Origin of the sequence: Streptomyces sp. NPDC021020 (assembly GCF_044333285.1) — a bacterium.
In the GTDB taxonomy this organism is placed as follows: domain Bacteria; phylum Actinomycetota; class Actinomycetes; order Streptomycetales; family Streptomycetaceae; genus Actinacidiphila.
Genome location: NZ_JBIRQQ010000006.1, coordinates 102,394 through 126,507 on the forward strand (window position 1 = coordinate 102,394; position 24,114 = coordinate 126,507).

Here is a 24,114-nt window from a genome sequence, read left to right on the forward strand (position 1 = left end):
GCCCGGAGCCTACGGGGGCGCGCCGCCCGCGGGATCCGGCGGTAGGGGCCCGAGGACGGGCGGGCCCCTACGCCGCGGCCGGCACCGCTACTTGCCCATCTACTTGCTCATCGCGAAGCGCATCAGCGCCTGCTCGTCCCCCTGCTTGATCTTCCCGGTCTCGTTGATCACCTGGAGTTTCCAGACGCTGCCCTCGCGGGTCGCCTTGGCCACCGCGCAGCCGTTGTCCGTGGTGAGCAGGCTCGGCCAGATGTCGGCGACCTGTTGGGCGCTGCCGCCCGTCGCGTCGTAGACCTTGAAGCTGATGTTGCGGGCATTCTGGAAGGCGCTGCGCTTCTTGTAGGCGGCGGCGACGAAGACGATGGACGTGATGGCGTCCGGCACCTTGTCGAGCACGACGGTCACGGTCTCGTCGTCGCCGTCGCCGCGCCCCGTCTGGTTGTCGCCGCTGTGCACCAGCGCGCCGTTGCCGAAGGGGTCGAGGGAGTCCAGCCCGGCCAGCCGCACCGGCTCGGCGCCCGCCATCGCTATCGCGATCAGGTCGAGGTCGGTACCGCTCTTCTGCCGGATCTTCCCCATCAGCCCGCCGCTGCTCCCGGCACTGGGGTCCCAGGAAACCCCGATGGACAGGTGGGTGACACCGCCCAGGTCCGCGGGCTCGTCGTCCTTCTTCAGCGTGATCATGCTCGATCCCCTTGTCGATTGGCACTGCGCCATGTGAAGTGTGCCTGGTGCTCCCCACCTTGTCCTCCACCCGGCACCCCCGCCCCGCCCGCTGGGCCGCCCTGCCCGCCCTGGGCCTCGCGGGCGGGCTGGGCTCGGCACTCCCGGTCACCGGGTCCATGGCGGGGCTCGGCCGCGTCGGCGGCTGGCCGTTCGGCACGTTCGGCGCGGTGCTCGTCGTGGGCGCGGGGCTGCTGGTGGCGGCGGCCCCGATGCTGCTCGCCGTCCACGCCGTCCGCCGCGCCGGGCACCGCGACGTGCGGCCCCTCCTCCTCCCCCTGCTCCTCGCGAACACGGCGGCGACCCTGCTGCTCGCGCTGCTCCTCCCCTTCCGCTGGGGCGTGTTGAGCTGCGCCCTGTACTGCCTGCCCGCCCTGTGCGTGGGGTGGGGGGCGCTCGTACGGTCGCGCGCGGCGGTGCTGGGAGCGCTCTGCGGGCTGCTGGCGCTGTACGCGCTCGCGTGGCCGGTGCGGGAGGTGCAGCAGCACGTCGCGGCGCACGAGTGGCTGAAGGCCAACGGCATCCCGTCCCGCGCGCTCGCCCAGGTGGTGGTGCTGCCGGGGGCGGCGCAGGAGCCGTACCGCTGGGACGGCACACGGCTCACGGCGATGTTCACCGTCCCGGTCGGCGGCTCGGACGCGTGGGTGGGCGCCGAGACGGTCACGCCCGGCAGGGCCGACCCGTGCGGTCCGCTGCTGACGGGCGACGGCGACGCGGCCGGCGAGGTGACACCGCCGTGCGTCGTGGAGGGCGCGGGGCTGTGGTTCCGCGGGACGGAGCGGGAGGCCGTGGGGTACGTGCTCCAGCGGGACGGCGTGACCGTCACCCTCACCGGCGGCACACAGCCGGGAGGCGACGCGGCCGCGCACCGGGCGGCGCTGCGGCGGGAGATCCTGGCGGCCCGTCCGGCGACCGACGCCGAGTTGTGGTCGCGCGGGCGGGCCGGGCCGACGACGCCGGTGGCACGCCTGGTGCTCTGAACGCCCCCCTGCCGGGCGGGTGGCGGATGATGGGGAGGACGGCAGGGCGGCGGAGGCGAGGGCGGGGCAGTGGCGGAGAGCGAGTCGGTCCGGGTGGCGGGGGCGGAGCGCGAGGACGAACGGGCGGAGCCCGCGGACGACGGAGGGCGGCGGGCGCGGCGGCGGCGGTTGGGGCTGCCGGTGGTGCTGTCCGTGCTGGGGCTGCTGTTCGCGCTGCCGTGGGCGACGCTGTTCGCCTTCGGCACGGGCTGGCCGCTGCCGGTCTTCGTCGCGGGCACGGCCGTCTTCGGCGCCGGGCTGGTCTCCTTCCCGTTCCTGATGGCCGCGGGCCACGGGCGGCGGCGCAACGACCGGGCCTCGCGTATCGCGGACACCACGCTCGGGGTCGTGTGGGTGCTGTTCTCCTGGTCGGTGCTCGGCGGCCTGGTCCACCTCGTGCTGATCGGGCTCGGCACCGGGGGCGCCGACCGGGCGCGGGCGATCGCGCTGGGCGTCGCGGCGGTCGCGGCGGTGCTGCTGGCCTGGGGCCACTACGAGGCCATGCGCGTACCGCGGATACGGCGGGTGGACGTCCCGCTCCTGCGGCTCGGCGGCGGGTTGGACGGGACCCGGGTCGTCGTCCTGGCCGACACCCACTACGGGCCCATCGACCGGGCCCGCTGGTCGGCGCGGGTCACGGAGGCGGTCAACGCGCTCGACGCGGACGTCGTCGTGCACGCCGGGGACATCGCCGACGGCACACCCGCGCAGCGCACCGCGCAGTCCGCGCCGCTCGGGACGGTACGGGCGCGGCTCGCGAAGGTCTACGTCACGGGCAACCACGAATACTTCGGCGAGGCCCAGGGCTGGCTGGACCGCATGGCGGAGCTGGGCTGGGAGCCGCTGCACAACCGCCATGTCGTGGTCGAGCGGGGCGGGGACGCGCTCGTGCTCGCGGGCGTGGACGACGTGACCGCGGAGTCCTCGGGCCTGGCCGGGCACCGTGCGAACCTGAGCGGCGCGCTGGAGGGCGCGGACCCGGAGCGGCCGGTGCTGCTCGTCGCCCACCAGCCCAAGTACGTGGGGCAGGCCGCCGCCGCGGGCATCGACCTCATGGTCTCCGGGCACACGCACGGCGGGCAGATCTGGCCCTTCCACTACCTGGTGCGGATCGACCAGCCGGTGGTGCAGGGCCTGAGCCGGCACGGCACGCGCACCCGGCTCTACACCAGCCGCGGCACCGGCTTCTGGGGCCCGCCCTTCCGGGTGTTCGCGCCGAGCGAGATCACCGTGCTCACACTGCGCGCGGGCGGCACCGACGCGTCCTGACGGGTCGCGGACGGCTGCGGCTGTTCCACGTGGAACGCTCCGCACGGCCACGGTCGGCCGCCCGTCCGAAAGTTTCGCACTCGCCATCGACCGTCGAAACAGGGGCAATTAACACCGGCGCGACACCTCGGAAACATCTCGTTTGGTTCGACGGTTAGCCTGGCGGCGTGACGATCGTCGAGCGGCTCGTGCCGGACGCGCTGTGGCAGGCCTTCCAGCGCGTGGCACCGGCCGCGCCCGTCCGGCCGCAGGGTGGCGGCCGACGGCGGTACGGCGACCGCGAGGTGCTGGCCGCGATCGTGTTCGCGGCCACCTCCGGCTGCACCTGGCGCCAACTGCCCCCGGTCTTCGGGCCGTCCGGGCCCACCGCGCACCGGCGCTTCGCCGAGTGGAGCAGGTCGCGCGTCTGGGACGAACTGCGGACCCTGCTGCGCGAGGCGCCCGGCCCCCGGGCGGAACTCGCCTGGTCCCGCGCCGCGGTGGACGCCGTGGCCGCACGCGCCGCGGCGCGGCACCGCTGACGACGCGCGAGCACGTACGCCCACGTCACAGCCCCTCGCACACCGCCTCACCGGCCACCAAATGAGACGCCGAATCCGTCGAATTCGAGCCGTGCAGCGTCATTGACTCCGCCAGAACGCCGGGGCTAGCTTTCAGCTCCGATCGAACATCGGTCCGAAACTTTCGAGACCGCTCACCACCCGGGAGTCCGCTGTGAAGCTCCGACGCAGATCCGCAGTCGTCGCCGCCGGTGTCGCCGCGGCCGCCCTGCTCGTTCCGGCCGCAGTCGCCGCCGCCCACGGAAACGGCAAGCAGGACGACACCTCCCTGCGGGCGCTGGCGTCGAAGCAGGGGCTGCGTTTCGGCACCGCCGTCGACGCCGCCCAGCTGGGCAGCAACAAGGCCTACACCGACATCGTCGCCGGGCAGTTCTCCGCCGTCACCGCCGAGAACGCCATGAAGTGGGACGCCGTCGAGCCGAGCCAGGGCGTCCACAACTGGAAGGCCGCCGACGACCTGGTCAAGTTCGCCCAGCAGAACGGGCAGGCGGTCCGCGGCCACACCCTGATGTGGCACAACCAGCTCCCGGGCTGGCTGACCACCGGCGTCGACAACGGCACCATCAGCAACGCGCAGCTGCGCAACATCCTGCACCAGCACGTCACCGACGAGGTCTCGCACTTCAAGGGCAAGGTGTGGCAGTGGGACGTCGCCAACGAGGTCTTCGCCAACTCCTGGGAGACCCCGCAGGCCGACGGCCTGAACGCCGATGACTTCTGGGTCAAGCACCTCGGCTCGGGCGTGCTCGCCGACGTCTTCCGCTGGGCGCACCAGGCGGACCCGAAGGCGCTGCTGATGTACAACGACTACAACATCACCGGCGAGGACGGCACGAACGTCAAATTCCAGGCCGTCTACGACTTCGTCAAGAAGCTGCGCAAGCAGGGCGTCCCGATCGACGGCATCGGCGAGCAGGGCCACCTCGACACGCAGTACGGCTTCAACGCCACGCTCTACCAGAACGACCTGCAGGCCTTCGGCGACCTCGGCCTGAAGGTCGCCATCACCGAGGCCGACGTGCGCACCTTCGTCGACGCCCCGGCCACCCAGGTGCCCACCGACTCGCTCGCGCAGTTCGCGCAGCCGTACGAGTTCTCCGCGCTGCTCAAGGGCTGCGAACTCGTCAGCCAGTGCATCTCCTTCACCGCGTGGGGCGTCCACGACGGCGACTCCTGGATCCCGAGCACCTTCAGCGGCGAGGGCTACGGTCTGCTCTACGACGTGAACATGCAGCCCAAGACCGCGTATTCGACGCTCCAGCAGGACCTGAAGGCCGCGGCCGGCACGAAGAAGCACGGCCCGGTGGGCGGCGGCAAGTAGCCGCAGCGGCAAGTAGCCCCGCCCCTGTCCAGCAAGCCCCCTTGTCCCGAGGGCCCCGGTCACCTGCCGACCGGGGCCCTCGCCGTACGCCCCGGGCCTGTTGGCCTCCGGGCGGCGGTGGGAAGCTTCACCGCATGAGCCAATTCCCTTACGAGGGCTGGTCGTTCGCGGGGGCGCGCGAGCCGTCCCGGTTCGGCGCCTGCCAACTGGACGACGCGCCGGGCGTCGACCACGCGGTGGGCCCGCGCGGGACGCTGTGCGGCATCACCGGGCGTCCCCTCACCACCTACCGGCATCTGTTCGCACCCTCCGCCCCGCACTCGTGCCCGCGGTGCACCGACCTGGCGGCGGCCGCGCCGACGCAGCCGTCCACCCAGGAACGGCTGCACGACCGGGTCCTGGCCGCGGCGCCGGGCGAGGTGCGGGACGCCCTGCTCGCGGCGCTCCGCCGGGGCGCGGCGGTACGGCTGTGGCTCGACGGACCGGCCGCGACCCTCACCGCGCACTACGCGCGGCTCGGCGAGCTGACCGAGGGCGCAGGGGCCGCCGCCGGGGCGCTGGCGTCCGCCGCACGGCCGGGGCTGGCGGAGGTCGAGGCCGGCGAGCTGCGGTATCTCGTCGTCCTGCCCGACGACGGCGGCGCCCCGGTCGTCGCCCGCGGGCCGCGTACCGCCCGCTGAGACGCAGCGCGGACCGCGGACCGCCCGCCGAGGCACCGCACGAACCGCGTACCGCCCGCCGAGACGCCGGAGCACGGCTGCCCCGCGCGCCCCTCCACACGACATCCGCCGTTCCTGTGTCTCATGTCACGGGCGCGCGACAACGCCGTCATGGGCGTGCCACGGCGGAACCGCCCCCTGGTCAGGCATCGTGTGAGTGATCGTCAACCCGCTTCACCCAGCGGCGGCCGAGCACGGCCGCCCTCTCCAGGGGAGTCACGAACCATGAACCGTCGTCTGCGCGCCGCCGCCCTCGCCGCCGCCACCACCCTCGGTGCGGGGCTGCTCATGACGGCCTGCGGGGGCGGCGACGACTCGTCGTCCGCGGCCAAGGATCCGTCGCCGTCCGCGACGTCCTCCGCCCCGTCCACCCCCGCCGCCTCCGCCACCGCGTCGCCGTCGACCACTGCCGCGGCCCCGGCGGACGGCTCGTCGGACAGCACGAGCAAGCCCGCGAAGTCCGCGAAGTCCGGTGCGGACGACAGCGGCAGCGCCCCGGACAAGAAGGGCTACGGCCAGACCTGCGGCACGAACGACATCTCCTGGAGCGTGACGTCGCAGTCGCAGGCGGGCGGCTACTTCCTGGTCAAGGCCACCGCCAAGCCCGGCATCACCTGCATCCTCCCCGCCGCCCTGCCCGTCATCGCCTTCGGCTCGGACGGTACGGAGGCCAAGCCCGCCGAGCAGTCGGCGGGCCAGCCGATCACCCTCAAGGCGGGCGTCTCCGCCTACGCCGGGGTGAACCCCAAGTCGACCGCGACCAACGGCGGCAAGGAGCTGACGTTCATCATCGTCTCCGTCTCCGACGCCGACCCGAACCCGGTCTCCCTGAAGACCGGCACCTTCACCGTCGACAAGCCCATCGTCACCAGCTGGCACACCAAGGCCGCCGACGCGGTGCCCTTCGCGAGCTGACCCCCCGCCCCAGGCCCGCCCCCCGTCCGCGTTTTCGCCGCTCGACCGCGGTGCCGGGTTCTAGAGTTGACGCGCCGCGTTCGGCGGGCGGCGGGGCTTGGAGGGGCAACCGGTGGCCTACAAGGCGCTGTTGATCGGAGCGAGCGAGTACGACGACCCGGCCATCTCCGAACTGGCCTTCGTACCCGGTGATCTGACGCGTGTGCAGACCGTGCTGACGGAGCGGGGCTTCGCGTCCGCGGAGATCCTGGAGTCCGCCCGCGGTGTCACGCGGACGGCCGTGAACGCGCGCGTCAGCCGCTTCCTGCGCGAAGCCGACCGCGGCGACTGCCTGCTCGTCCTGCTCAGCGGGCACGGCCAGCACTTCGAGGGTGCCGACTACCTGATCCCGGAGGACGCCAGCTTCGCGATCGAGCCCTTCGCCGACTGCTGCGTGCAGATCGACTGGCGCAAGGAGCTGGAGAATTCGCCCGCCGCCCGGGTCGTCTTCCTGATCGACGCCTGCCGGGAGGGCTTCGAGCGGGACACCAAGTCCCCGTCCGGCGTGCGCGGATGGAGCACACCGAAGATCGCCGCCGCCCTCCGGCGCAAGGTCGCCCACGTCTACGCGTGCTCCCCCGCCGAGGTCGCCCTGTACGTCAGGACCTCGGACCGCGCGGTGGACCAGGCGGCGGCGGGCCCGCCGGGCGACTCCTTCAGCCTCTTCTCGCGGGCCGTGGCCGATGTCGTCGCCGGCACCGAACACTCCCTGGACCTCGCGGAGTTCGAGCAGCGCGTGCAGGCCCGGATCGACACCCTGCACGCCGCGTACGGCAAGCCGCGCACCCCGCAGCGCATCCGCGTCGCCACCGACACCGACCGCGCCGGCTTCGCGGTCGTCCCCGGCCCCGCCCGGACGCCGCGCGCGCACCCCTGGCTGCACCTGGTCGCGGGCCACTCGGCGTGGGAGCGCACGGCGCCCGGACCGGCCCGGGAGGCGGTCAAGGCGGTGTGCGTCACGCTCGCGGCCCAACTCGCCGACAGCTTCGCGGTCGCCACCGCGGCCCTGTCCGACGACCCGTGGCACGACGCGGAGTTCGCCCTCCGCGCCCAGAAGCGCATGCACTTCCTCGTCGGCCGGATGGAGCGCACCAGCACCTTCTCGCCGACCGAGGCCGCGCTCGCCGTCCTGCTGCCGCTCGTCACCGAGGCGTACTGGGCGGTGGAGGCGGCCGGACGCGCGGGCCTGCTCGCCGAGGGGGCGACCGGCCCGGAGCGCGACCGCTTCGAGGACTTCGTCCGCACCCACCCCCGCCTCGTCCGGCGGCTGCGCGCCCTCGGCGAGTCGGCCGACCGCAAGGCCGACGCCGCCGGCATCCGCTGGTGGCTCTTCCACCGCTGGCTCGCCCTGCAACCCGACGTCTACGGCGCGCAGTCGCTCAAGACCCTCCTCACACCGCCGGACGCGCCGGAGGACCCCGACCGGCCGGACTGGATCGACGGCGCCCTGTCCGCCGACCGCTTCGCCCGCTTCCTCCAGGGCCGGCTCACCGCGCCCTTCGCCGTCGCCCCCGAGGGCCCGCCCGACGTGGTGGCCGCCAGCACCGGCGACGAGCACGAGGTGCGCCACGGCCTCCTCCTCGCCCTCGCCAAGGCCGCGCACGCGCTGGCCGTCGACCCCGTCGACCTCCCCGAGATCGTCGTCGAGCACCTCGGCATCTCCGACAACGTCGGCCTGCCCGAACTGCTCGCCACCCTGCGCGCGTCCGAGTGGCACGCCTCCGGCGTCGGCCGCTCCCTGAACGCCGCCTGCCACCACCCGGCCGTCCAGATCGCCCTGCGCGAGCACGCCCACCGCACCGACGCCCTGCTGCGCGACATCAACCGCTCCCCGTCCCTCGCCCCGCTGCGGGCCCTCCCGCCCTTCGCCGACGCCGACCTCGTCCGCCTGACCGGCAACACCCCCGCGCACCTGTCCGACGGCATCCGCTTCCAGCTCGCCGAGGACCGCGTCCAGGAGCTGCTGATGGGCGAATCCCTCTACGGCGACCGCAAGCTCGCGATCCGCGAGCTGTACCAGAACGCCCTCGACGCGGTCCGCTACCGCGACGCCCGCACCCAGTACCTGACGCGTACCAACTCCGGCCGCCGCCTGCCCCCCTGGACCGGCGAGATCGCCTTCCGGCAGGGCGTCGACGACACCGGCCGGCCGTACCTCGAATGCCACGACAACGGCATCGGCATGGGCGTCCACGAACTGAGCCGCACCTTCGCCCAGGGCGGCGCCCGCTTCGTCGACCTCCCCGAATACGTCGAGGAGCAGGCCGCCTGGTCGGCGCTCGACCCGAAGATCGAGCTGTTCCCCAACAGCCGCTTCGGCATCGGGGTGTTGAGCTACTTCATGCTCGCCGACGAGATCGTCGTCCACACCTGCCGGATGGGCCGCGACGGCCGCCCCGGCCGCCGCCTGAAGGTCACGATCGCCGGCCCCGGCAACCTCTTCCGCATCGAGGACACCGGCGAGGGCGACGAGACCGGCACGTCCGTGCGGCTGCTGCTCTCCCGCGCGGCGGGCCAGGTGTCGTGCGTGGACGCGCTGGAGGAGGTGCTGTGGGTCGCGCAGTACCGCACGACGGCGGTGCACGCCTCCCGGCGGCTGGAGTGGGAGCCGGGGGTCCTGTCGGAGCGGGCGGTGGAGCGGCACTGGTACGAGAACCCGGACTACCGCGACCCGGGCGGCGGCGTTTTCGCCTCCAGCGACCCGGACCTGTGGTGGATCGGCGGGGAGGGTGTGGCGCTGTCGGACGGGCTGTTCGCGGACGCGTCCCACGGACCCGAGTCGATGCTGCACGGCGTCGTCATCAACCTGCACGGGCGGCACCGTCCTGAGCTCAGCGTCGACCGCGCGACGGTCCAGAACCTCCGGAAGCAACCGCTGGAACTGCGCGCGGTGGCCGCGGCACCGAGCCTGGCCGACGGTGCCGGCCTCGCCCTGCTGACCCCCACCTGGCTGGGGCTGGTCGGCGTGCCGTCGCGGCCGCTGGCCGACGCGATCGTGGAAGCCGTCCGCGGCAGGGATGTGTCATGGCCCCTGGGCTCCCGCGAGGCCCCGCTCGACGCGGTCGGCGTCTTCCCCCCGGACGGCCTGCTCGTGCCGGTGCTCGCCCCCGAGCCGCGCCCGTACGAGCAGTGCGACTATGCCGCCGCCTACGCGCGGCAGATCCCCGCGACGATCCTTCGGTGGCGCCTCGCCACGCTTCTCCGTGCCGGGCTCGCCGACGACGCACGCCCCGCGTTACGCGCGGACGACTCCCGGCCTGTCGCCCGCCCGTCGGACCTGACCCTTCTGGTGCCCTCCTGGCGGCACGCGACCTACTGGCAGGACGACCTGGACATGTGGATGCGCGGTCCGGACAACCAGCAACAGGGTGTCCGGCCGTCGCCGTATCTCCGGAACACCGGGATCCACGGCCTCTACCATCTTCCGAGCTGGCTGCTGCCCCAACGTCCCGTGGCAGCGCACGAGATACTCGAACTCGTACTGGCCACCGGGCGCCGTGCCGACGATGTCGCCCTGCGCTTGCGGGAACTCGGCTACCGCCCCGAAACGCCGAGCGGGATCGAGGATGCCGGGGTGGACGACTTCCGCCTGCTCAACACGATAGGTCAGTTCCAGCTTCTGCGTAGGCCGGCGGCCACGGTGCACGCCGCCCAGATCAGCATCAGCGCCGCCAGTGCCGATGTTCCTTCCGAGACGGCGGCGAAACGGCTTCGGGAGCTGGGCTTCCAGGTCACCGACAGCTTCCGGCGCCATGCCGACTGGTCCCCCCAGGACACACTGATCCTCATCAACCTCCTGGACGGGCGAGGTCTCCCACCCGAGCAGGACCCCGGCACCGTGTCGGGGCCGCAACTCCTGAACACAGCCGCTCTCTCCGGCCTGTCCGTACCCGCACTCGCCCAGCGGCTGCGCGCGTGGGGTTTCTCCCTGCCCCCGGCCGACACCTACCCGCACGATCTGGACGACGACGACCGCTCGCTCCTGGTCCGCGAGGGCAGGGTGCCCGGTCTGGAGGCGCCGGTGCCGTCCCCGCACGTATTCGCCGCTGCCCAGGGAACCAGCCGCTCCACGGCCTGGGCCGCACACCGCCTCGCCGAACTCGGCTTCCGCATCGACCCGGAGAGTGCCGTCGCCTCGTGCGAGCTCCACGCGGAGGACCACAAGCTCCTCCTCCGTGCGGGCCTGTACCCGCGGCGGTGGACTCCGCACGGGAAGAAGATCTCCGTGGTCGGTATCGCCGAAGCGGCTCTGCGCACCGACTGCTCGGCGGCTGACATCGTCGAATGCCTGACGCGGGTCGGGAAGGCGGTCTCCGTCGCTCCCGCGGTCCTGCCACAACTGGGACCGGACGAGCTGGCAGCTCTCAGCGACTACCGGACTCCCGACCCGGAGTTCTGGGGCCCGGTCACCCCGCCTCAGGTCTACGCCCTGGCCGCGTACACCGGCCGCTCACGCTCGGACATCGCCCGCGATCTCGCGGACCTGGGCTACGACGTCGCACCGGCCGACGAGGACTTCGAGCGGGACGTACGGGCGGAGCGGCTGCTGGAAAAGACGCTGGGTGGAAGTCCGGCGGTGGCACGCGCGCTCGACCCGCTGGACGGCGGGACCGCCGAGCCCGCCGCGCGCGAGATCTCGCTCTCCGCGCTCGTGGCCGTCGCCCTGCGGCTGGGGCTGCGACTGCACGAGGTGGCCTCCGCCGCCCAGGGGCTGGGCCTCGCCAACGAGGCCGCCGCCTGGTTCGCGGACGACTGACCGGCCCCCGCCGGTACGGTGGCCGGGGAGCGCAGGTCACGGGGACGGGGGGCGGAGCCGATGGAGTTGCGGCAGCTGCGGAGTTTCGAGGCCGTCGTGGAGGCCGGGAGCGTCACCGAGGCCGCCGTGCGGCTGGGGATGGCGCCCTCCTCCGTGTCGCAGGCCGTGCGGACGCTGGAGGGGGACCTCGGGGTGCGGCTCTTCGAGCGGGAAGCGCGGGGGATGCGGACCACCACCGCGGGGGCGGAGCTGGTGGGGTGGGCCAGGCGGCTGCTGGAGCAGGCGGAGCGGGCGCGGCAGGAGGTGGTCGCCGCGGACGCCGCCGCGCGGCAGGTCACAGTCGTACGGCTGGGGGCGCTGGAATCCATCGCCGCCGAGCTGGTGCCGGGGATCCTGGACCGGCTCGCCGCCCGGCGCCCCGGGCTCACCGTCGAGGTGCGCGCGGAGGCCTCGCGGGACGCGCTGCTCGCCGCCGTACGCAGCGGGGAGCTGGACGCGGCGCTGCTGCTCGACACCGGGGCGGCCCTCGGGGACCTCGGCTTCGCCGTCCCGCCCGGCGCCGAGCTGGACTTCCTGGACCTCGACCCCGTCCCGCTGGTCCTGGTCGCCGCGCCCGGCCGGGCACCCGCGGACCTCGACGACGCCCGGCTGCTCGTCAACACCGCCTCCACCTGCTCCTTCGCCCTCGCCGCGGGCCGCGTCTTCGGGCCCGGCGTCGCGCGTGTGCAGGCCGGGAGCGTCGCCGTCATGCGGGCCTGGGCTCGGCAGGGGGTGGGCGTCGCGCTACTGCCCTCCTTCGCGGTCGCCGCCGACGTCGCCGCGGGCGCGCTCACCGCCCTCCCGCTCCCCCGCCCGCTGCCCGCGCTGCGGCTCCGGCTCGTCTGGCCGCCCTCCGCGGCCGCCCACCCCTCGACCCGCGCGCTCCTGTACGCCGCGACGGCGTAATGTCCGCGTATTACCTGCCGGGCAAGCTCACCCCAGGGCTTGACACAGTGCGGGAAGCGCAGGGTGCTGCGCCCGCACAAGCGGGACCGGTAGGCTTTCCGTGTGATCTTCAAGCGCATCGGAAGCTCTCGGCCGTACCCGGACCACGGCCGGGTGAGTACGCGTGACTGGGCGGACGTCGCACCCCGACCTGTGCGGCTGGACCAGTTGGTGACGACCAAGGGCCAGCTCGACCTGGAGACGCTCCTCGCCGAGGACTCCACCTTCTATGGCGACCTGTTCGCACATGTCGTCAAATGGCAGGGTGATCTCTATCTCGAAGACGGCCTCCACCGAGCCGTACGCGCCGCTCTCCAGCAGCGCCAAGTGCTGCATGCCCGGGTCCTGGAGATGGACTGACAATCCGCTTACGCTGCGCTCATGAGCATGCTGACGCCCTCCGGGATGGGCGGTAAATACCGAATCACCGGGGACCACTACCCGCGGATGCGGCGGCCCAAGCGGCGCGGCCGCATCGTGGCCGTGGTCATCGCGTCGGTCGTCGTGCTGGGCCTGTTCGGCTACGGCGCGCTGCAGCTCTTCGACGTCTTCAAGGGCGACGACGGCGACACCAAGGCGAACGCGGCTCCGCAGAGCCACCCCTGCACCGCGAGCCCGGCGCCCGCGCTCAAGCCGATGGCGCTGCCGCAGCCGGCGGGCGTGACGATGAACGTCTACAACGCCACCACGCGCGGCGGCCTGGCCAAGACCACCGCCGACGAATTCGCCAAGCGCGGCTTCAAGGTCAAGTCGTTCGGGAACGCCTCGGCGCCGTACGACAAGAAGGTCACCCAGACGGCGCTGGTCGTCGCCGGTCCCGCGGGGGAGGCCGCGGCCCGCGAGGCGGGTACGCAGATCGCCGGGTCGACCGTGAAGATCGACCCGGCGCGCAAGGACAAGAACGTCGACGTCATGATCGGCAACGCCTACACCGCGATGGCCAGCCCCGCGGATGCGGCCAAGGCCCGCGTGACGGCGGCGAATCCCCCGCCGCCGGCCCCTGCGTGCGGTGCCTCGACCTCTCCGTCTGCGAAGCCGAAGTCCAGCTGACGCTGGGGGTGAGCGTTCCGGGGTGCGGCTGCGCGCCGCCGGGCGAGCGTTTTAGGGGCGCGGGGAACTGCGCGAGCAACCCACCACCGGCCGGTGGTCCGGTACGGACCGAACTGCCCCTTCGGGCCGGTGACTACCCGCGCCCCGGTAGGGGCTCGGCCGCGCAGTTCCCCGCGCCCCCAAAAACGCTCGCCCCGCGCGGCAAGCGCATCCTCCCCGCGGCGCAGCCTGGGGACGCGCACCGCCCTGCGCAAGGGCGGACCCCCTCAAGCCCCAGCGGCTAGCTGACCGCCCCGTAGAGGCGGTCACCCGCGTCGCCGAGGCCCGGGACGATGAAGCCCTGGTCGTTGAGGTGGTCGTCGACCGCGGCGGTCACGACGGTGACCGGCTTGCCCGCGAGCGCGGCCTCCATCGTCTCGACGCCCTCGGGGGCGGCCAGCAGGCACAGCGCGGTGACGTCGTCGGCGCCCAGCTCGATGAGCAGGTTGACCGCCGCGACGAGGGTGCCGCCCGTGGCGAGCATGGGGTCGACGACGTAGACCTGGCGGCCGGACAGGGATTCGGGCATGCGGGTGGCGTAGGTCGTGGCCTCCAGCGTGTGCTCGTCGCGCACCATGCCGAGGAAGCCGACCTCGGCGGTGGGCAGCAGGCGCATCATGCCGTCGAGCATGCCGAGCCCGGCGCGCAGGATGGGCACGACCATCGGGCGCGGATGGGACAGCCGCACCCCGGTGGTGGCGGCGACGGGCGTGCGGATGTCGACCTGCTCGGTCCGGACGTCGCGCGTCGCCTCGTAGGCGAGCAGCGTGACCAGCTCGTCGGCGAGCCGGCGGAAGGTCGGGGAGTCGGTGCGCTCGTCGCGCAGGGTGGTGAGCTTGTGCGCGACCAGCGGGTGGTCGACAACGTGGAGACGCATAGCGACGACTGTAACCGCAGCTCCCGGGGGTCCTGCCAGCCCCGCCTCGCTCCCGGCTCCTGCGCGGCCGGTGGGGTAAACCGCCCGAACGGGGGAAAGTGGGTCTGTACGCCCGGGCGCGTCACCCGGGTGAAGCGACCCAGGGATGGTGGCGCCATGGCGGACCGCGAAGGGCGCGCGGCGGAAGGGCAGGGCCGCGAGCGCGCGCGGGAGCCCGCGGGCGAGGCCGGGAGCGAGCAGGAGCGGCGCCGCAAGCGCGCCTCCTTCCTGCGCGAGCTGGACGAGGCGCGCGAGCTGCGCGACCGGGTGCAGCCGCGCCGGGCCCGGGCGGCACGTCTGCGGCAGCAGATGCGGATGCGCACGTTCCGGTGGTGAGGGTCCCGTGCGCGCGCATCCGGGGCCCGGGCGTCCGGGGTCCGGGTGACCGCGGACGATCGCGGCGCGCGCGGAGTGTGACCGGTTGGTGCCGCTCGGGTGACCACCGGACCCCCGCAATGGCGGTACGCGACCCGGGAATCCCGCAGAAGTGACGAAGACCTGGCACGTCGCAGTGCCGAAGACCTCTCGCAACGCCCCGGTTTCTGCCACGATGCCGATGGGCGGGACCGTGGAATGCCGAGAGATGTCGGCGGCGGCCCCACCCGGTCCGGACGGCCTGAGACCTGTGGGAGAGTCACGGTGTACTTCGCCGCACTGCTCGCGCGCACCGAGGACGGTTGGCAAGCGAGCGAGCCCGATCTCGACAATGTGGAAACCCTCGCCGACCTGAGCGATCTGGCCCGCGCGGCCGGCGACGAGGACGAAACGGTTCTGGTCTTCATCGAGCAGGAGGACGCCTGGTTCGGCGTCGTCCGCGTCGACGGTGAGGACGACCCGAGGATCTACGTCTCCGACGCGGCCGCCGCGGCCCGCAGCTCGTACGGGGAGATCCTGCTCACCGACGAGGTGCTGGGCCGCGACCCGGAGGACCTCGACGGACTCGTCGACCTCGACGGCACCGAGGACGGCGGCGGGGACGAGGACGAGGAGGGGGCCGTGGCCGGCCTCTCCGAGGACCACGTGCCCGTCGGCCCGCTCGGCGAGACCGACCTGCTGGCCGACCTCGGGATGAGCCGCAAGGAGCTGCTGGCCCTCAGCGGCGACGGCGCGCTCACCGGCGAGGCGCTGGGTGAGATCGCCGACGCCCTGGGCTGCGGCGAGGTTCTGGAGGCGGTCCGCTGACAGCACACCCACCGCACCCACCCGTACCCGGCTCCCCCCAGCAAGGGGAGCCGCCGGGCGAACCGCCCGGGGAGCCCCCCGGGGGCGCCCCGGGTCCGCGCGACCCCGTACGCGACCCCTGGGCGCCCGCCATGCGGCTGGCCCTCGCGGAGGCGGAACTGGCCCCGCTCACCGGCGACGTCCCGGTGGGCGCGGTCGTGCTGGCCGCGGACGGCACGACCGTGCTGGCCCGCGCCCGCAACGAGCGCGAGGCGACCGGCGACCCGACCGCGCACGCCGAGGTGCTGGCCCTGCGCAGGGCCGCCGCCGAGGTGGGCGAGTGGCGGCTGACCGGCTGCACGCTGCTGGTCACGCTGGAGCCGTGCGCGATGTGCGCGGGCGCGCTCGTGCAGTCCCGCGTCGACCGGGTCGTCTACGCGGCCACCGACACCAAGGCGGGCGCGGCCGGCTCGCTGTGGGACCTGCTGCGCGACCGCCGCCTCAACCACCGCCCCGAGGTGATCGCCGGCGTCCTCCCCGAGCCCGCCGCCGCCCTCCTGACCGCCTTCTTCCGCTCGGGCCGCCCACTGGACCGGTAACGGATTTCTGCGCACGCCCCGGCGTGGGCTAAGCTCTCTCTCGGTAGCGTGTCCGAGCGGCCTAAGGAGCACGCCTCGAAAGCGTGTGAGGGGGCAACTCCTCCGTGGGTTCAAATCCCACCGCTACCGCTCCCAGCGCGAGCACAGCGCAGCGTACGCCCGTCGACTCCCCGTGAGACGACGGGCGTTCGGCGTTTCCGGGGCAGCCCCCGGGACGGGCCACGCGTCGGGCCGCCGGACGTTTCCGGGTCCGGATCACCGGGGAAGCCGTTCATCGGATCAAAGGTCTGGCGGACGCCTTCTTGCGCCATCTGACGGATAGACTCTGTGGATTGCACACTTGTGACCGTTGGTGTGGGGCTGCGGGCTGGGGAGGGCAAGGCGCATGGCGCAGGCGAGGAAGATCGCCACGTACGTGCTGGTGATCTTCGTGCTGTACACGATCATCAACCAGCCCTCCCGGGCCGCCGACCTGGTGCAAGTAGGCTTCGTCGGGATATCGAACGCGGCCAAGAGCATCGGGCAGTTCATGCACGACTTGGCCAACTGACGAGTCGAGCGAGGGTGGCATGATCCGGCATCTGGTCCTGTTCAAGCTCAACGAGGGTGTCTCGCGGGACGAGCCGCGGGTGGTGGCGGGCGCACAGGCGTTCGCCGAGCTGGGCGGGCTCGTACCCGAGATCGCGTCGTGGGAGACCGGCTGGAACGTCTCCGACCGGCCCATCGCGTACGACTTCGCGATCAACTCCTCGGCCGCCGACGCCGATGCGCTGCGCCGCTACGTCGAGCACCCGGCGCACCAGGCCGCGGTCGCGCCCTGGAAGGAATTCGCCACCTGGGTGATTGCCGACTACGAGTTCTGAGGCCCCGCCCCCCGCGGCCGCGCCCGCGGCGCGCGGAGCGGCCCCCGAGCCCCCTGCCTTCCCGGCGGGGGGCTTCGTCGTTTCCGGCGGGCGGCGGCGGGCGGCGGCGGGGCCCCGGTCGTACAACACGGCACTAAGCGGTGCTTGAACCCCCACACATGAATTGTGATGCTATGACCGCTTTTGCCGGACGAGTAGACCGAAGAACCGAAGAGGGGTGTGACGTGCCGGTGCCGGCCCGTACGGCGTCGACTGCGGCGACCGCGTCGACCTCCTATCCCCGCGGCAGGACACGCACCCCCAGCGCCGGCGCGGCGGACGCACGGGCCCTCACCCAGGTGCTTTTCGAACAGATCCGCACACTTGAACCGGGCACGTCCGAACACGCCCAGGTGCGCGCGGCGCTCATCGAGGTCAACCTGCCGCTGGTGCGCTACGCCGCCGCCCGCTTCCGCAGCCGCAACGAGCCGATGGAGGACGTCGTCCAGGTCGGCACCATCGGGCTGATCAACGCGATCGACCGCTTCGACCCGGACCGCGGGGTGCAGTTCCCGACCTTCGCGATGCCCACGGTGGTGGGGGAGATCAAACGTTACTTCCGCGACAACGTGCGGACCGTGCACGTACCGCGCCGGCTGCACGAGCTGTGGGTGCAGGTCAGCGGGGCGATCGAGGACCTGACCGTGCTGCACGGCCGGTCGCCGACCACCGCCGAGATCGCCGAGCGGCTGGGGCTGTCGGAGGAGGAGGTGCTCGCGTGCCTGGAGGCCGGCCGGGCGTACCACGCGACGTCCCTGGAGGCCGCCCAGGAGGGCGACGGCGCCCCCGGGCTGCTGGACCGGCTCGGCTACGAGGACCCGGCCCTGTCGGGCGTCGAGCACCGCGATCTGGTGCGGCATCTGCTGGTGCAGCTCCCCGAGCGCGAGCGGCGGATCCTGCTGCTGCGCTACTTCGGCAACCTGACGCAGTCGCAGATCAGCGCTGAGCTGGGGGTTTCCCAGATGCACGTGTCCCGGCTGCTCTCCCGCAGCTTCGCGCGGCTGCGGTCCGCAAACCAGCTCGAACCCTAACCGAAGAGGATTAAGTCACCTGCACAGATATGTCGACATGGCGCTACAGCGTGTTGCCGACATGTGACATTCTGCGGATACCGCGTTTGTCGCGTGCGCTCAGCCGGTATTCCAGTGGAGGAACAACCGGAAGACGTCGCTCGCGACACCCGTCCGCGACCTCAAGGGGGTGGCATGTCCGTACAGGTGGGCAGTCCCAAGGTGCTCGACTCCGACGCAGCACCGCACGATGCTCTTCATCACGGCGAGGCCATCGACACCCGTACGCTGTCCCGCTCGCTCTTCCTGCGCCTCGCGGAAGTGCCGCAGGACAGCCCGGAACGCACCTACGTACGCGACACGCTCATCGAGCTGAACCTCCCGCTCGTGCGGTACGCGGCGGCGCGCTTCCGCAGCCGCAACGAGCCCATGGAGGACATCGTCCAGGTCGGCACCATCGGCCTGATCAAAGCCATCGACCGCTTCGACTGCGAGCGCGGGGTCGAATTCCCCACCTTCGCGATGCCGACGATCGTCGGCGAGGTCAAGCGCTTCTTCCGCGACACCTCGTGGTCCGTCCGCGTGCCGCGGCGGCTCCAGGAGCTCCGGCTGGCGCTCACCAAGGCCAGCGACGAGCTCTCCCAGCGCCTGGACCGCTCCCCGACCGTCGGCGAGCTGGCGGCCTGCCTCGGCGTGTCCGAGGAGGACGTCGTGGACGGCCTCGCGGTCGGGAACGCCTACACGGCCAGCTCGCTGGACTCCCCGCCGCCCGAGGACGACGGCAGCGAGGGCTCGCTCGCCGACCGCCTCGGCTACGAGGACGCGGCACTCGAAGGCGTCGAGTACCGCGAGTCGCTCAAGCCGCTGCTGGCGCAACTGCCGCCGCGCGAGCGGCAGATCATCATGCTGCGGTTCTTCGCGAACATGACGCAGTCGCAGATCGGCGAGGAGGTCGGCATCTCGCAGATGCACGTCTCCCGCCTGCTGACGAGGACGCTGGCCCAGCTCCGCGAAGGGCTGACGGCCGAGGCGTGACGGGACGGAGTGGTCGGGCCTGCCTGCGGGAGCGCCGAGGCGCCCGAGGACCGAGGGCTACTTCATGGCGAGTACGACCACTCCGACGATGACGACCACCGCGACGACGATGCCGACGATCAGGCCGACCCGCGGCCGGGCCTGCGCCCGCTGCACCTCGACGGCCTGCGGCTGCTCGTCGACGAAGGCACGGAACATCTGCGTGGAGCCGGCCGGGTCGTAGTTGTTCTCAGGGCTTTGCTGGCTACTCGACATGCCGCCTGACCCTAGCGTGTCGGCTCCGGCCGCCGCACCCCCCGCAGGCCCCCCATCTGCGGCGGTGACGCACGTGGCGTGTGCCACAGCCCTCCCACAGCGCTTGTCCTATACAACCATATGGTCGTATGGTTGCTTCAGGCAATTAAGTGGAGGCCTGATGGCGACCCCGTCGACCCGGAGCGACAAGCAGCTCCCCGACCCGTCCGGCACGACCGGACCCTCAGCTCACACCGCCCCGCCGGGGTCCCCGGACGGGGCGGTCATGTCCCACCGGCAGATCATGGAGGCGCTCTCCGGCCTGTTGCTGGGGCTCTTCGTGGCGATCCTGTCGTCCACCATCGTCTCCAACGCGCTGCCGCGCATCCTGTCCGACATCGGCGGCGGCCAGAGCGCGTACACCTGGGTGGTCACGGCCTCGCTGCTGGCCGTCACCGCCACCACGCCGATCTGGGGCAAGCTCTCCGACCTCTTCAGCAAGAAGCTGCTCATCCAGCTCTCGCTGGTGATCTACGTGCTCGGCTCGGTCGTGGCGGGCTTCTCCACCAGCCCCGGCATGCTCATCGGCTGCCGCCTCGTCCAGGGCATCGGCGCCGGCGGCCTGTCCGCGCTGACCCAGGTGATCCTGGCCGCGATGATCTCGCCGCGCGAGCGCGGCCGCTACAGCGGCTACCTCGGCGCGACCTTCGCCGTCGCCACCGTCGGCGGTCCGCTCATCGGCGGTGTGATCGTCGACTCGGCGCTCGGCTGGCGCTGGTGCTTCTACGTCGGCGTGCCCTTCGCGATCATCGCGCTGATCGTGCTGCAGAAGACGCTGCACCTGCCGGTCGTCAAGCGCCAGGTGAAGATCGACTGGACGGGCGCCTTCTTCATCACCGCCGCGGTGTCGCTGCTGATGATCTGGGTGTCGCTGGCCGGCCAGAACTACGCCTGGATGTCCTGGCAGTCCTGCGTGATGGTGCCCCTCGCGCTCGTGCTCGGCGCGCTCTTCGTCTACACGGAGTCCCGCGCCGCCGAGCCCATCGTGCCGCTGCGGCTCTTCCGCAACGCCACCATCACCCTGACCTCGCTGGCCAGCCTCTTCGTGGGTGTCGCGATGTTCGCCGGCACGGTCTTCCTGAGCCAGTACTTCCAGCTGGCCCGCGGCGAGACCCCGACGATGTCCGGCATCATGACCATCCCGCTCATCGCCGGCCTGTTCGTCTCCTCCACCGTGACCGGCCAGATCATCACCCGCACCGGGCGCTGGAAGGTCTTCCTGGTCGCCGGCGGCCTGCTGCTCACCGCGGGCGCCGCGACGCTCGGCCTGATCCGCTACGACACCCCGTACTGGGAGGTCGGCGTCTACATGGCCCTGCTGGGCCTCGGCGTCGGCATGATGATGCAGAACCTGGTGCTCGCCGTGCAGAACCAGGTCACCACCGCGGACCTCGGCGCCGCCAGCTCGCTCGTGACCTTCTTCCGCTCCCTCGGCGGCGCGATCGGCGTCAGCGCGCTCGGCGCGGTGCTCGGCAACCGGGTCACGCACTTCACGAGCGACGGCCTCGCCGCCCTCCACATCAAGCCCGCCGCCGGCGACAGCGGCGGCATCCCCGACGTCGCCCTGCTGCCCGCACCGGTGCGCGGCGTCGTGGAGAGCGCGTACGGGCACGGCATCGGCGACGTCTTCCTCTACGCGGCGCCCTTCGCGCTGCTGTCCTTCCTGCTCGTCATCTTCGTCAAGGAGGTCGCGCTCAAGACCCGCAGCGGCCTGCAGCGCACCGAGGACTGAGCGCCCGGGCGCGCCCCGCGCCCATCCGATGAACCCCCGTCCACCCGCCCTGAGCCCACAGCGGAGAGGTCCAGGCCGCGGAGGTACGGGTGACGGGTCCCGGCGGCTGCCGAGGCAGGGGACGGCCGACGCCGCCCGCCGGGACCTCCGGCCCTCCCACGCCCGGCGGGCGTGGGAGCACCGACGTAAAGTGCGGGACATGGCTCCCAACATCGCCACCAACACCGCGGTCTCGCGGGAAGAGCTCCTCGACTTCATCCGCCCGCGGCATCGGGCGATCCTCCTCACCACCCGCGCGGACGGCCGCCCCCAGGGCTCCCCGCTCACGGCCGGCGTCGACGACGCCGGCCGCATCGTCGTCTCGACCTACCCCGAGCGCGCGAAGACCCGCAACGTACGGCGCGACCCGCGGGTGAGCGTCGTCGTCCTGTCGGACGAGTGGGACGGCCCGTGGGTCCAGGTCGACGGCGTCGCGGAGGTGCTGGACGTGCCCGACTCCGTCGAGCCGCTCGTCGAATACTTCCGCAACATCAGCGGCGAGCACCCCGACTGGGCGGAATATCGCGAAGCGATGCTCCGCCAGGGCAAGTCCCTGATCCGCGTCACCCCGGAACGCTGGTCCCCCGTCGCCACGGGGGGCTTCCCGGCGCGCTTGGCGTGACCGCCGGGTAAGGGGGCACGGGCCCGCATCTGCCCCTGACGGCACGCTGCCGTCTACCGCCAGGTGGGTGGCTTGTCGCGCAGTTCCCCGCGCCCCCAGGTGGTTGCCACTTGGCGTGGCATGTCGCCTTTCCGCCCGGTGGGGGCTGGGCGCGCAGTTCCCCGCGCCCCTGGTGGCTTGCCCTCTGCACGCAGGGTGAAGCGCCCGTCAGGGGCTTGCGCATGCCGCGCAGGGCAACCAATCAGGGGCGCGGGGAACTGCGCGACAAGCCCACCACCGGCGGAAGGTCGCGCGGATCACCGCGAGAGGCACCCCGGCGCGCAAGGGGCGCGGGCGAGTGTGCGGCTTAAGGGTCCACAGACTAGCTGACTAGTGCCGGTCCTGTCTCGGGCCCTGGTCAGACAGTGGAAGGCCCCGCCTGGTGCGCCACGGGGGAGACGCACGGAGCGGGGCCGGTCGGTGGGGTCTAGCCGTTCTTGCCTCGGCAACGCGGGCACAGGCAGAGCGGCCACTCACCGGATACCAGCGGGGGAAGGTTCTGCCCCGGCCGGTACTCCCGCGTCCGGTCCCACGTCTTCCCGCCGTCGTGGCTTACGCGAATGGTCATCAGCGGCGCCCCTGTGCCGGGGCTTGCCTCGCTCATGCTGGCACCTCCGCCGGGTAGTCCTGCCCGAGCGTCGCCAGTACGGCCGCCCGTCGCCTCTCTCGCTGTCGGCCCCGCTCTTGCTCGGCCTCCCACGCCGTGAGGTACGGCCGGATGAGTGCTACGTCGTGGCCGTCCAGTGGGGCGGGAATGGGCCGGACAGCGCGGCGGGCGGGGGTGGGGACGGTGGTGGGTTCCGGTGCGGCTCGATGGGTGCCCTTTGCGGGCATGAGCCATCCGAGGATCAGCGCCAGTAGGGTTCGCATAGCCGAAGCTCCATTCTTCGGTCAGCCCCTGGGGAACGGCCCTTGCCCGGCCGCCTCGGGGGCGTTTTGTTGAGCTACCGAGACTAGCTGACTAGTGGACTACTGCGATAGCGGACCAGCGGATTAGCACGCACGCTGACTACATGGAGCTTGATCGTTCGATCCCGTTTGCCGGACAGGTGGCCGACGACCTACGCCGACGCCTTGACGCGGACGAGTGGAAGTCGGGCGACAAGTTCCCAGGGACCGTGGCCATCGCTGCTGAGTACGACATCAGCCAGTCCACGGCGTCCCGCGCGGTCGGCGTGCTGGTCACCGAGGGCCGACTACGCAAGGTGATCCCGCGCGGATTCTTCGTGATCTAGTGCCCGTCCGGGTGCCGTCGCATCAACACGTTGGCATCCGTGATCGTGGTTCCGTCGCCACTTTGTCTCGCCCAGTCGCGCACCTTGACCAGCTCGGTGCAACCGGCGCACCCCTCAACGGGGGTCGGCTCCAACTCACCGGATCGGTCCGGGAGTTCCACAGGTCTACCGGGGTACGTCTTCGGGTCGGTCATGGCCGTTCCCTTCGCGTCATCCGTTTGGCGACCACGCTAGGAACGGCACAACCTCAACTCACAGCGGATTGCACGCGATTGCACGCCAATCACCCGAGGGAGTCACGCGCCTTGATCAGCAGGGCGCGGGCCTTGTCGCCGTACACGGCTGTATCGGCCAGCGCGGCGAAGGTGTCGGCGTAGGCCGCTACCTCGCTGGGCTGCGTGATCGTGAGGTAGCCGGATACAAGCTCGACGTTCACTTGCGCCGTGTCGAAGATCCAAAATCCCTCCACCGGCATGCGGGCCCGGCCGAGCCTTGTCGGCACAACGCCAACGCTGACGTTGGGCAGCGCGGCAACGTCCATCAGGTGGTCAAGCTGTTCCGTCTGCGTGTCCGCGCCGCCAAGCCCGTTGCGCAACGTGGACTCCTCGACCAGGAACGCGAACGTACGTTGCCCCTCGTAGAGCACTTGCTGACGTTCCATACGTGCGGCCACGGCGTCGGCCACATCATCGACGCTTACCCGCCTCCGCTGGACAGCGCGCAACACGTCCTCGGTGTAGCCGAACGTCTGGAGTAGGCCGGGGAATAGGCCCGGCGAGTAGGCACGGAACCGGCGGGTTCGTTCGTAGAGCGGCAAGCGCGCTACCTGCGCCCGTCGCAGCCCCGCGCCCTCCATCCGACGCCAGGACACCCACATGTCCTCTACGGCCCGCAGGGAGGCAATCAGGTCTGCTGTCTGGTCTTCCGCACCGCACGCCCGGCACCACGCCCGAATGTCGTCGGCGCTGGGTTGCGTCTTCGCTGTCGAGATGCGGGACACTTTGGACGGATGCCATCCGCACTGTGCGGCCAGGTCTTTGCCGTCTAGCCCGGCATCCTTGACCAATTCCCGAAGGCGGTTGGCAAGGAGTTGCCGGGCTTGACGGACGCTAGAAGATGGTGATTGCGGCATGACT

The 24,114-nt window shown here is 72.2% G+C and carries 23 protein-coding genes, 1 tRNA gene and 1 pseudogene; 21 read left to right on the plus strand and 4 right to left on the minus strand.

Features of this window, described 5'->3' with window-relative positions; all coding sequences use genetic code 11:
* Positions 1–99: 99 nt before the first annotated feature.
* Positions 100–684, minus strand: coding sequence for a TerD family protein (locus tag ACH4SL_RS19050; RefSeq protein ID WP_398446913.1), 585 nt, complete (start codon positions 682–684; stop codon positions 100–102).
* A gap of 47 nt (positions 685–731) precedes the next feature.
* Between ACH4SL_RS19050 and ACH4SL_RS19055 the strand changes: the two genes are divergently transcribed.
* The 10 genes and pseudogenes from ACH4SL_RS19055 to ACH4SL_RS19100 all read left to right on the plus strand — a co-directional run bounded on the left by ACH4SL_RS19055 (position 732) and on the right by ACH4SL_RS19100 (position 13,355).
* Entirely contained in the window at positions 732–1,703 is a 972-nt protein-coding gene (locus tag ACH4SL_RS19055; protein ID WP_398446915.1) for a hypothetical protein, read from the plus strand.
* A 69-nt stretch (positions 1,704–1,772) separates the two neighbouring features.
* Positions 1,773–3,011 (plus strand): metallophosphoesterase, encoded by a 1,239-nt coding sequence (locus tag ACH4SL_RS19060; RefSeq protein WP_398446917.1) that lies wholly within the window; start codon positions 1,773–1,775, stop codon positions 3,009–3,011.
* Between the two features lie 167 nt (positions 3,012–3,178).
* Positions 3,179–3,514, plus strand: a pseudogene (locus ACH4SL_RS19065) (transposase); the annotation flags it as partial.
* Positions 3,515–3,725: 211 nt separating this feature from the next.
* Positions 3,726–4,892, plus strand: coding sequence for an endo-1,4-beta-xylanase (locus ACH4SL_RS19070; protein WP_398446919.1), 1,167 nt, complete (start codon positions 3,726–3,728; stop codon positions 4,890–4,892).
* A 134-nt stretch (positions 4,893–5,026) separates the two neighbouring features.
* Positions 5,027–5,572: a hypothetical protein gene (locus tag ACH4SL_RS19075; protein WP_398446921.1), complete on the plus strand. Its 546-nt coding sequence runs from the start codon at positions 5,027–5,029 to the stop codon at positions 5,570–5,572.
* Between the two features lie 264 nt (positions 5,573–5,836).
* Positions 5,837–6,526 (plus strand): DUF4232 domain-containing protein, encoded by a 690-nt coding sequence (locus ACH4SL_RS19080; RefSeq protein WP_398446923.1) that lies wholly within the window; start codon positions 5,837–5,839, stop codon positions 6,524–6,526.
* A 112-nt stretch (positions 6,527–6,638) separates the two neighbouring features.
* Positions 6,639–11,321: a caspase family protein gene (locus tag ACH4SL_RS19085; RefSeq protein WP_398446925.1), complete on the plus strand. Its 4,683-nt coding sequence runs from the start codon at positions 6,639–6,641 to the stop codon at positions 11,319–11,321.
* A 60-nt stretch (positions 11,322–11,381) separates the two neighbouring features.
* The gene (locus tag ACH4SL_RS19090; RefSeq protein WP_398446927.1) at positions 11,382–12,266 is read left to right on the plus strand and encodes a LysR family transcriptional regulator; all 885 of its coding nucleotides are present in this window, start codon (positions 11,382–11,384) and stop codon (positions 12,264–12,266) included.
* Between the two features lie 102 nt (positions 12,267–12,368).
* Complete coding sequence (locus ACH4SL_RS19095; protein WP_398175350.1) at positions 12,369–12,665, plus strand: type II toxin-antitoxin system VapB family antitoxin; 297 nt, start codon at positions 12,369–12,371, stop codon at positions 12,663–12,665.
* Between the two features lie 21 nt (positions 12,666–12,686).
* Entirely contained in the window at positions 12,687–13,355 is a 669-nt protein-coding gene (locus ACH4SL_RS19100) for a LytR C-terminal domain-containing protein (RefSeq protein ID WP_398446929.1), read from the plus strand.
* Between the two features lie 280 nt (positions 13,356–13,635).
* Here ACH4SL_RS19100 and upp read toward each other — a convergent pair whose 3' ends face one another.
* Positions 13,636–14,271 carry a uracil phosphoribosyltransferase gene (gene upp, locus ACH4SL_RS19105; RefSeq protein WP_398446931.1) on the minus strand — a complete coding sequence of 212 codons (636 nt, stop codon included), beginning with the start codon at positions 14,269–14,271 and terminating at the stop codon, positions 13,636–13,638.
* 156 nt (positions 14,272–14,427) lie between these two features.
* Here upp and ACH4SL_RS19110 point away from each other — a divergent pair, with 156 nt between their 5' ends.
* The 8 genes from ACH4SL_RS19110 (at position 14,428) to ACH4SL_RS19145 (ending at position 19,017) form a co-directional block, all read left to right on the plus strand.
* Positions 14,428–14,646: a hypothetical protein gene (locus tag ACH4SL_RS19110; protein WP_398446933.1), complete on the plus strand. Its 219-nt coding sequence runs from the start codon at positions 14,428–14,430 to the stop codon at positions 14,644–14,646.
* Between the two features lie 303 nt (positions 14,647–14,949).
* Positions 14,950–15,492 carry a hypothetical protein gene (locus tag ACH4SL_RS19115; RefSeq protein ID WP_398446935.1) on the plus strand — a complete coding sequence of 181 codons (543 nt, stop codon included), beginning with the start codon at positions 14,950–14,952 and terminating at the stop codon, positions 15,490–15,492.
* 131 nt (positions 15,493–15,623) lie between these two features.
* Positions 15,624–16,070: a nucleoside deaminase gene (locus tag ACH4SL_RS19120; protein ID WP_398446937.1), complete on the plus strand. Its 447-nt coding sequence runs from the start codon at positions 15,624–15,626 to the stop codon at positions 16,068–16,070.
* 42 nt (positions 16,071–16,112) lie between these two features.
* Positions 16,113–16,199: transfer RNA gene (locus tag ACH4SL_RS19125), tRNA-Ser, on the plus strand.
* 256 nt (positions 16,200–16,455) lie between these two features.
* Positions 16,456–16,620: a hypothetical protein gene (locus ACH4SL_RS19130; protein ID WP_398446939.1), complete on the plus strand. Its 165-nt coding sequence runs from the start codon at positions 16,456–16,458 to the stop codon at positions 16,618–16,620.
* Positions 16,621–16,639: 19 nt separating this feature from the next.
* A complete protein-coding gene (locus tag ACH4SL_RS19135) occupies positions 16,640–16,933 on the plus strand; it encodes a Dabb family protein (RefSeq protein ID WP_398446942.1) in 294 nt (97 codons plus the stop codon).
* Positions 16,934–17,163: 230 nt separating this feature from the next.
* On the plus strand, positions 17,164–18,003 hold the full coding sequence (locus tag ACH4SL_RS19140) for an RNA polymerase sigma factor SigF (protein WP_398447781.1): 840 nt from the start codon (positions 17,164–17,166) through the stop codon (positions 18,001–18,003).
* Between the two features lie 174 nt (positions 18,004–18,177).
* Entirely contained in the window at positions 18,178–19,017 is an 840-nt protein-coding gene (locus tag ACH4SL_RS19145) for an RNA polymerase sigma factor SigF (protein WP_031512534.1), read from the plus strand.
* A 57-nt stretch (positions 19,018–19,074) separates the two neighbouring features.
* Here the strand turns inward: ACH4SL_RS19145 and ACH4SL_RS19150 are convergent, their stop codons facing one another.
* Complete coding sequence (locus ACH4SL_RS19150; RefSeq protein WP_031512536.1) at positions 19,075–19,272, minus strand: hypothetical protein; 198 nt, start codon at positions 19,270–19,272, stop codon at positions 19,075–19,077.
* A 265-nt stretch (positions 19,273–19,537) separates the two neighbouring features.
* Between ACH4SL_RS19150 and ACH4SL_RS19155 the strand changes: the two genes are divergently transcribed.
* The 3 genes from ACH4SL_RS19155 (at position 19,538) to ACH4SL_RS19165 (ending at position 22,978) form a co-directional block, all read left to right on the plus strand.
* Positions 19,538–21,043: an MDR family MFS transporter gene (locus tag ACH4SL_RS19155; RefSeq protein ID WP_398447783.1), complete on the plus strand. Its 1,506-nt coding sequence runs from the start codon at positions 19,538–19,540 to the stop codon at positions 21,041–21,043.
* Positions 21,044–21,242: 199 nt separating this feature from the next.
* Positions 21,243–21,704, plus strand: a complete 462-nt coding sequence (locus ACH4SL_RS19160; protein ID WP_398446945.1) for a PPOX class F420-dependent oxidoreductase — start codon at positions 21,243–21,245, stop codon at positions 21,702–21,704.
* Positions 21,705–22,756: 1,052 nt separating this feature from the next.
* Entirely contained in the window at positions 22,757–22,978 is a 222-nt protein-coding gene (locus ACH4SL_RS19165; protein WP_398446948.1) for a GntR family transcriptional regulator, read from the plus strand.
* A 283-nt stretch (positions 22,979–23,261) separates the two neighbouring features.
* Here ACH4SL_RS19165 and ACH4SL_RS19170 read toward each other — a convergent pair whose 3' ends face one another.
* A complete protein-coding gene (locus ACH4SL_RS19170) occupies positions 23,262–24,110 on the minus strand; it encodes a helix-turn-helix domain-containing protein (protein WP_398446950.1) in 849 nt (282 codons plus the stop codon).
* Between the last annotated feature and the right edge of the window lie 4 nt (positions 24,111–24,114).

Bases quoted from the DNA above. Each gene is read 5' to 3' on its own strand.
- ACH4SL_RS19050 (WP_398446913.1), bottom strand. From the start codon at position 684: ATGATCACGCTGAAGAAGGACGACGAGCCCGCGGACCTGGGCGGTGTC.
- ACH4SL_RS19075 (WP_398446921.1), top strand. From the start codon at position 5,027: ATGAGCCAATTCCCTTACGAGGGCTGGTCGTTCGCGGGGGCGCGCGAG.
- ACH4SL_RS19080 (WP_398446923.1), top strand. From the start codon at position 5,837: ATGAACCGTCGTCTGCGCGCCGCCGCCCTCGCCGCCGCCACCACCCTC.
- ACH4SL_RS19090 (WP_398446927.1), top strand. From the start codon at position 11,382: ATGGAGTTGCGGCAGCTGCGGAGTTTCGAGGCCGTCGTGGAGGCCGGG.
- ACH4SL_RS19100 (WP_398446929.1), top strand. From the start codon at position 12,687: ATGAGCATGCTGACGCCCTCCGGGATGGGCGGTAAATACCGAATCACC.
- upp (WP_398446931.1), bottom strand. From the start codon at position 14,271: ATGCGTCTCCACGTTGTCGACCACCCGCTGGTCGCGCACAAGCTCACC.
- ACH4SL_RS19110 (WP_398446933.1), top strand. From the start codon at position 14,428: ATGGCGGACCGCGAAGGGCGCGCGGCGGAAGGGCAGGGCCGCGAGCGC.
- ACH4SL_RS19120 (WP_398446937.1), top strand. From the start codon at position 15,624: ATGCGGCTGGCCCTCGCGGAGGCGGAACTGGCCCCGCTCACCGGCGAC.
- ACH4SL_RS19130 (WP_398446939.1), top strand. From the start codon at position 16,456: ATGGCGCAGGCGAGGAAGATCGCCACGTACGTGCTGGTGATCTTCGTG.
- ACH4SL_RS19135 (WP_398446942.1), top strand. From the start codon at position 16,640: ATGATCCGGCATCTGGTCCTGTTCAAGCTCAACGAGGGTGTCTCGCGG.
- ACH4SL_RS19145 (WP_031512534.1), top strand. From the start codon at position 18,178: ATGTCCGTACAGGTGGGCAGTCCCAAGGTGCTCGACTCCGACGCAGCA.
- ACH4SL_RS19150 (WP_031512536.1), bottom strand. From the start codon at position 19,272: ATGTCGAGTAGCCAGCAAAGCCCTGAGAACAACTACGACCCGGCCGGC.
- ACH4SL_RS19155 (WP_398447783.1), top strand. From the start codon at position 19,538: ATGTCCCACCGGCAGATCATGGAGGCGCTCTCCGGCCTGTTGCTGGGG.
- ACH4SL_RS19160 (WP_398446945.1), top strand. From the start codon at position 21,243: ATGGCTCCCAACATCGCCACCAACACCGCGGTCTCGCGGGAAGAGCTC.
- ACH4SL_RS19165 (WP_398446948.1), top strand. From the start codon at position 22,757: ATGGAGCTTGATCGTTCGATCCCGTTTGCCGGACAGGTGGCCGACGAC.
- ACH4SL_RS19170 (WP_398446950.1), bottom strand. From the start codon at position 24,110: ATGCCGCAATCACCATCTTCTAGCGTCCGTCAAGCCCGGCAACTCCTT.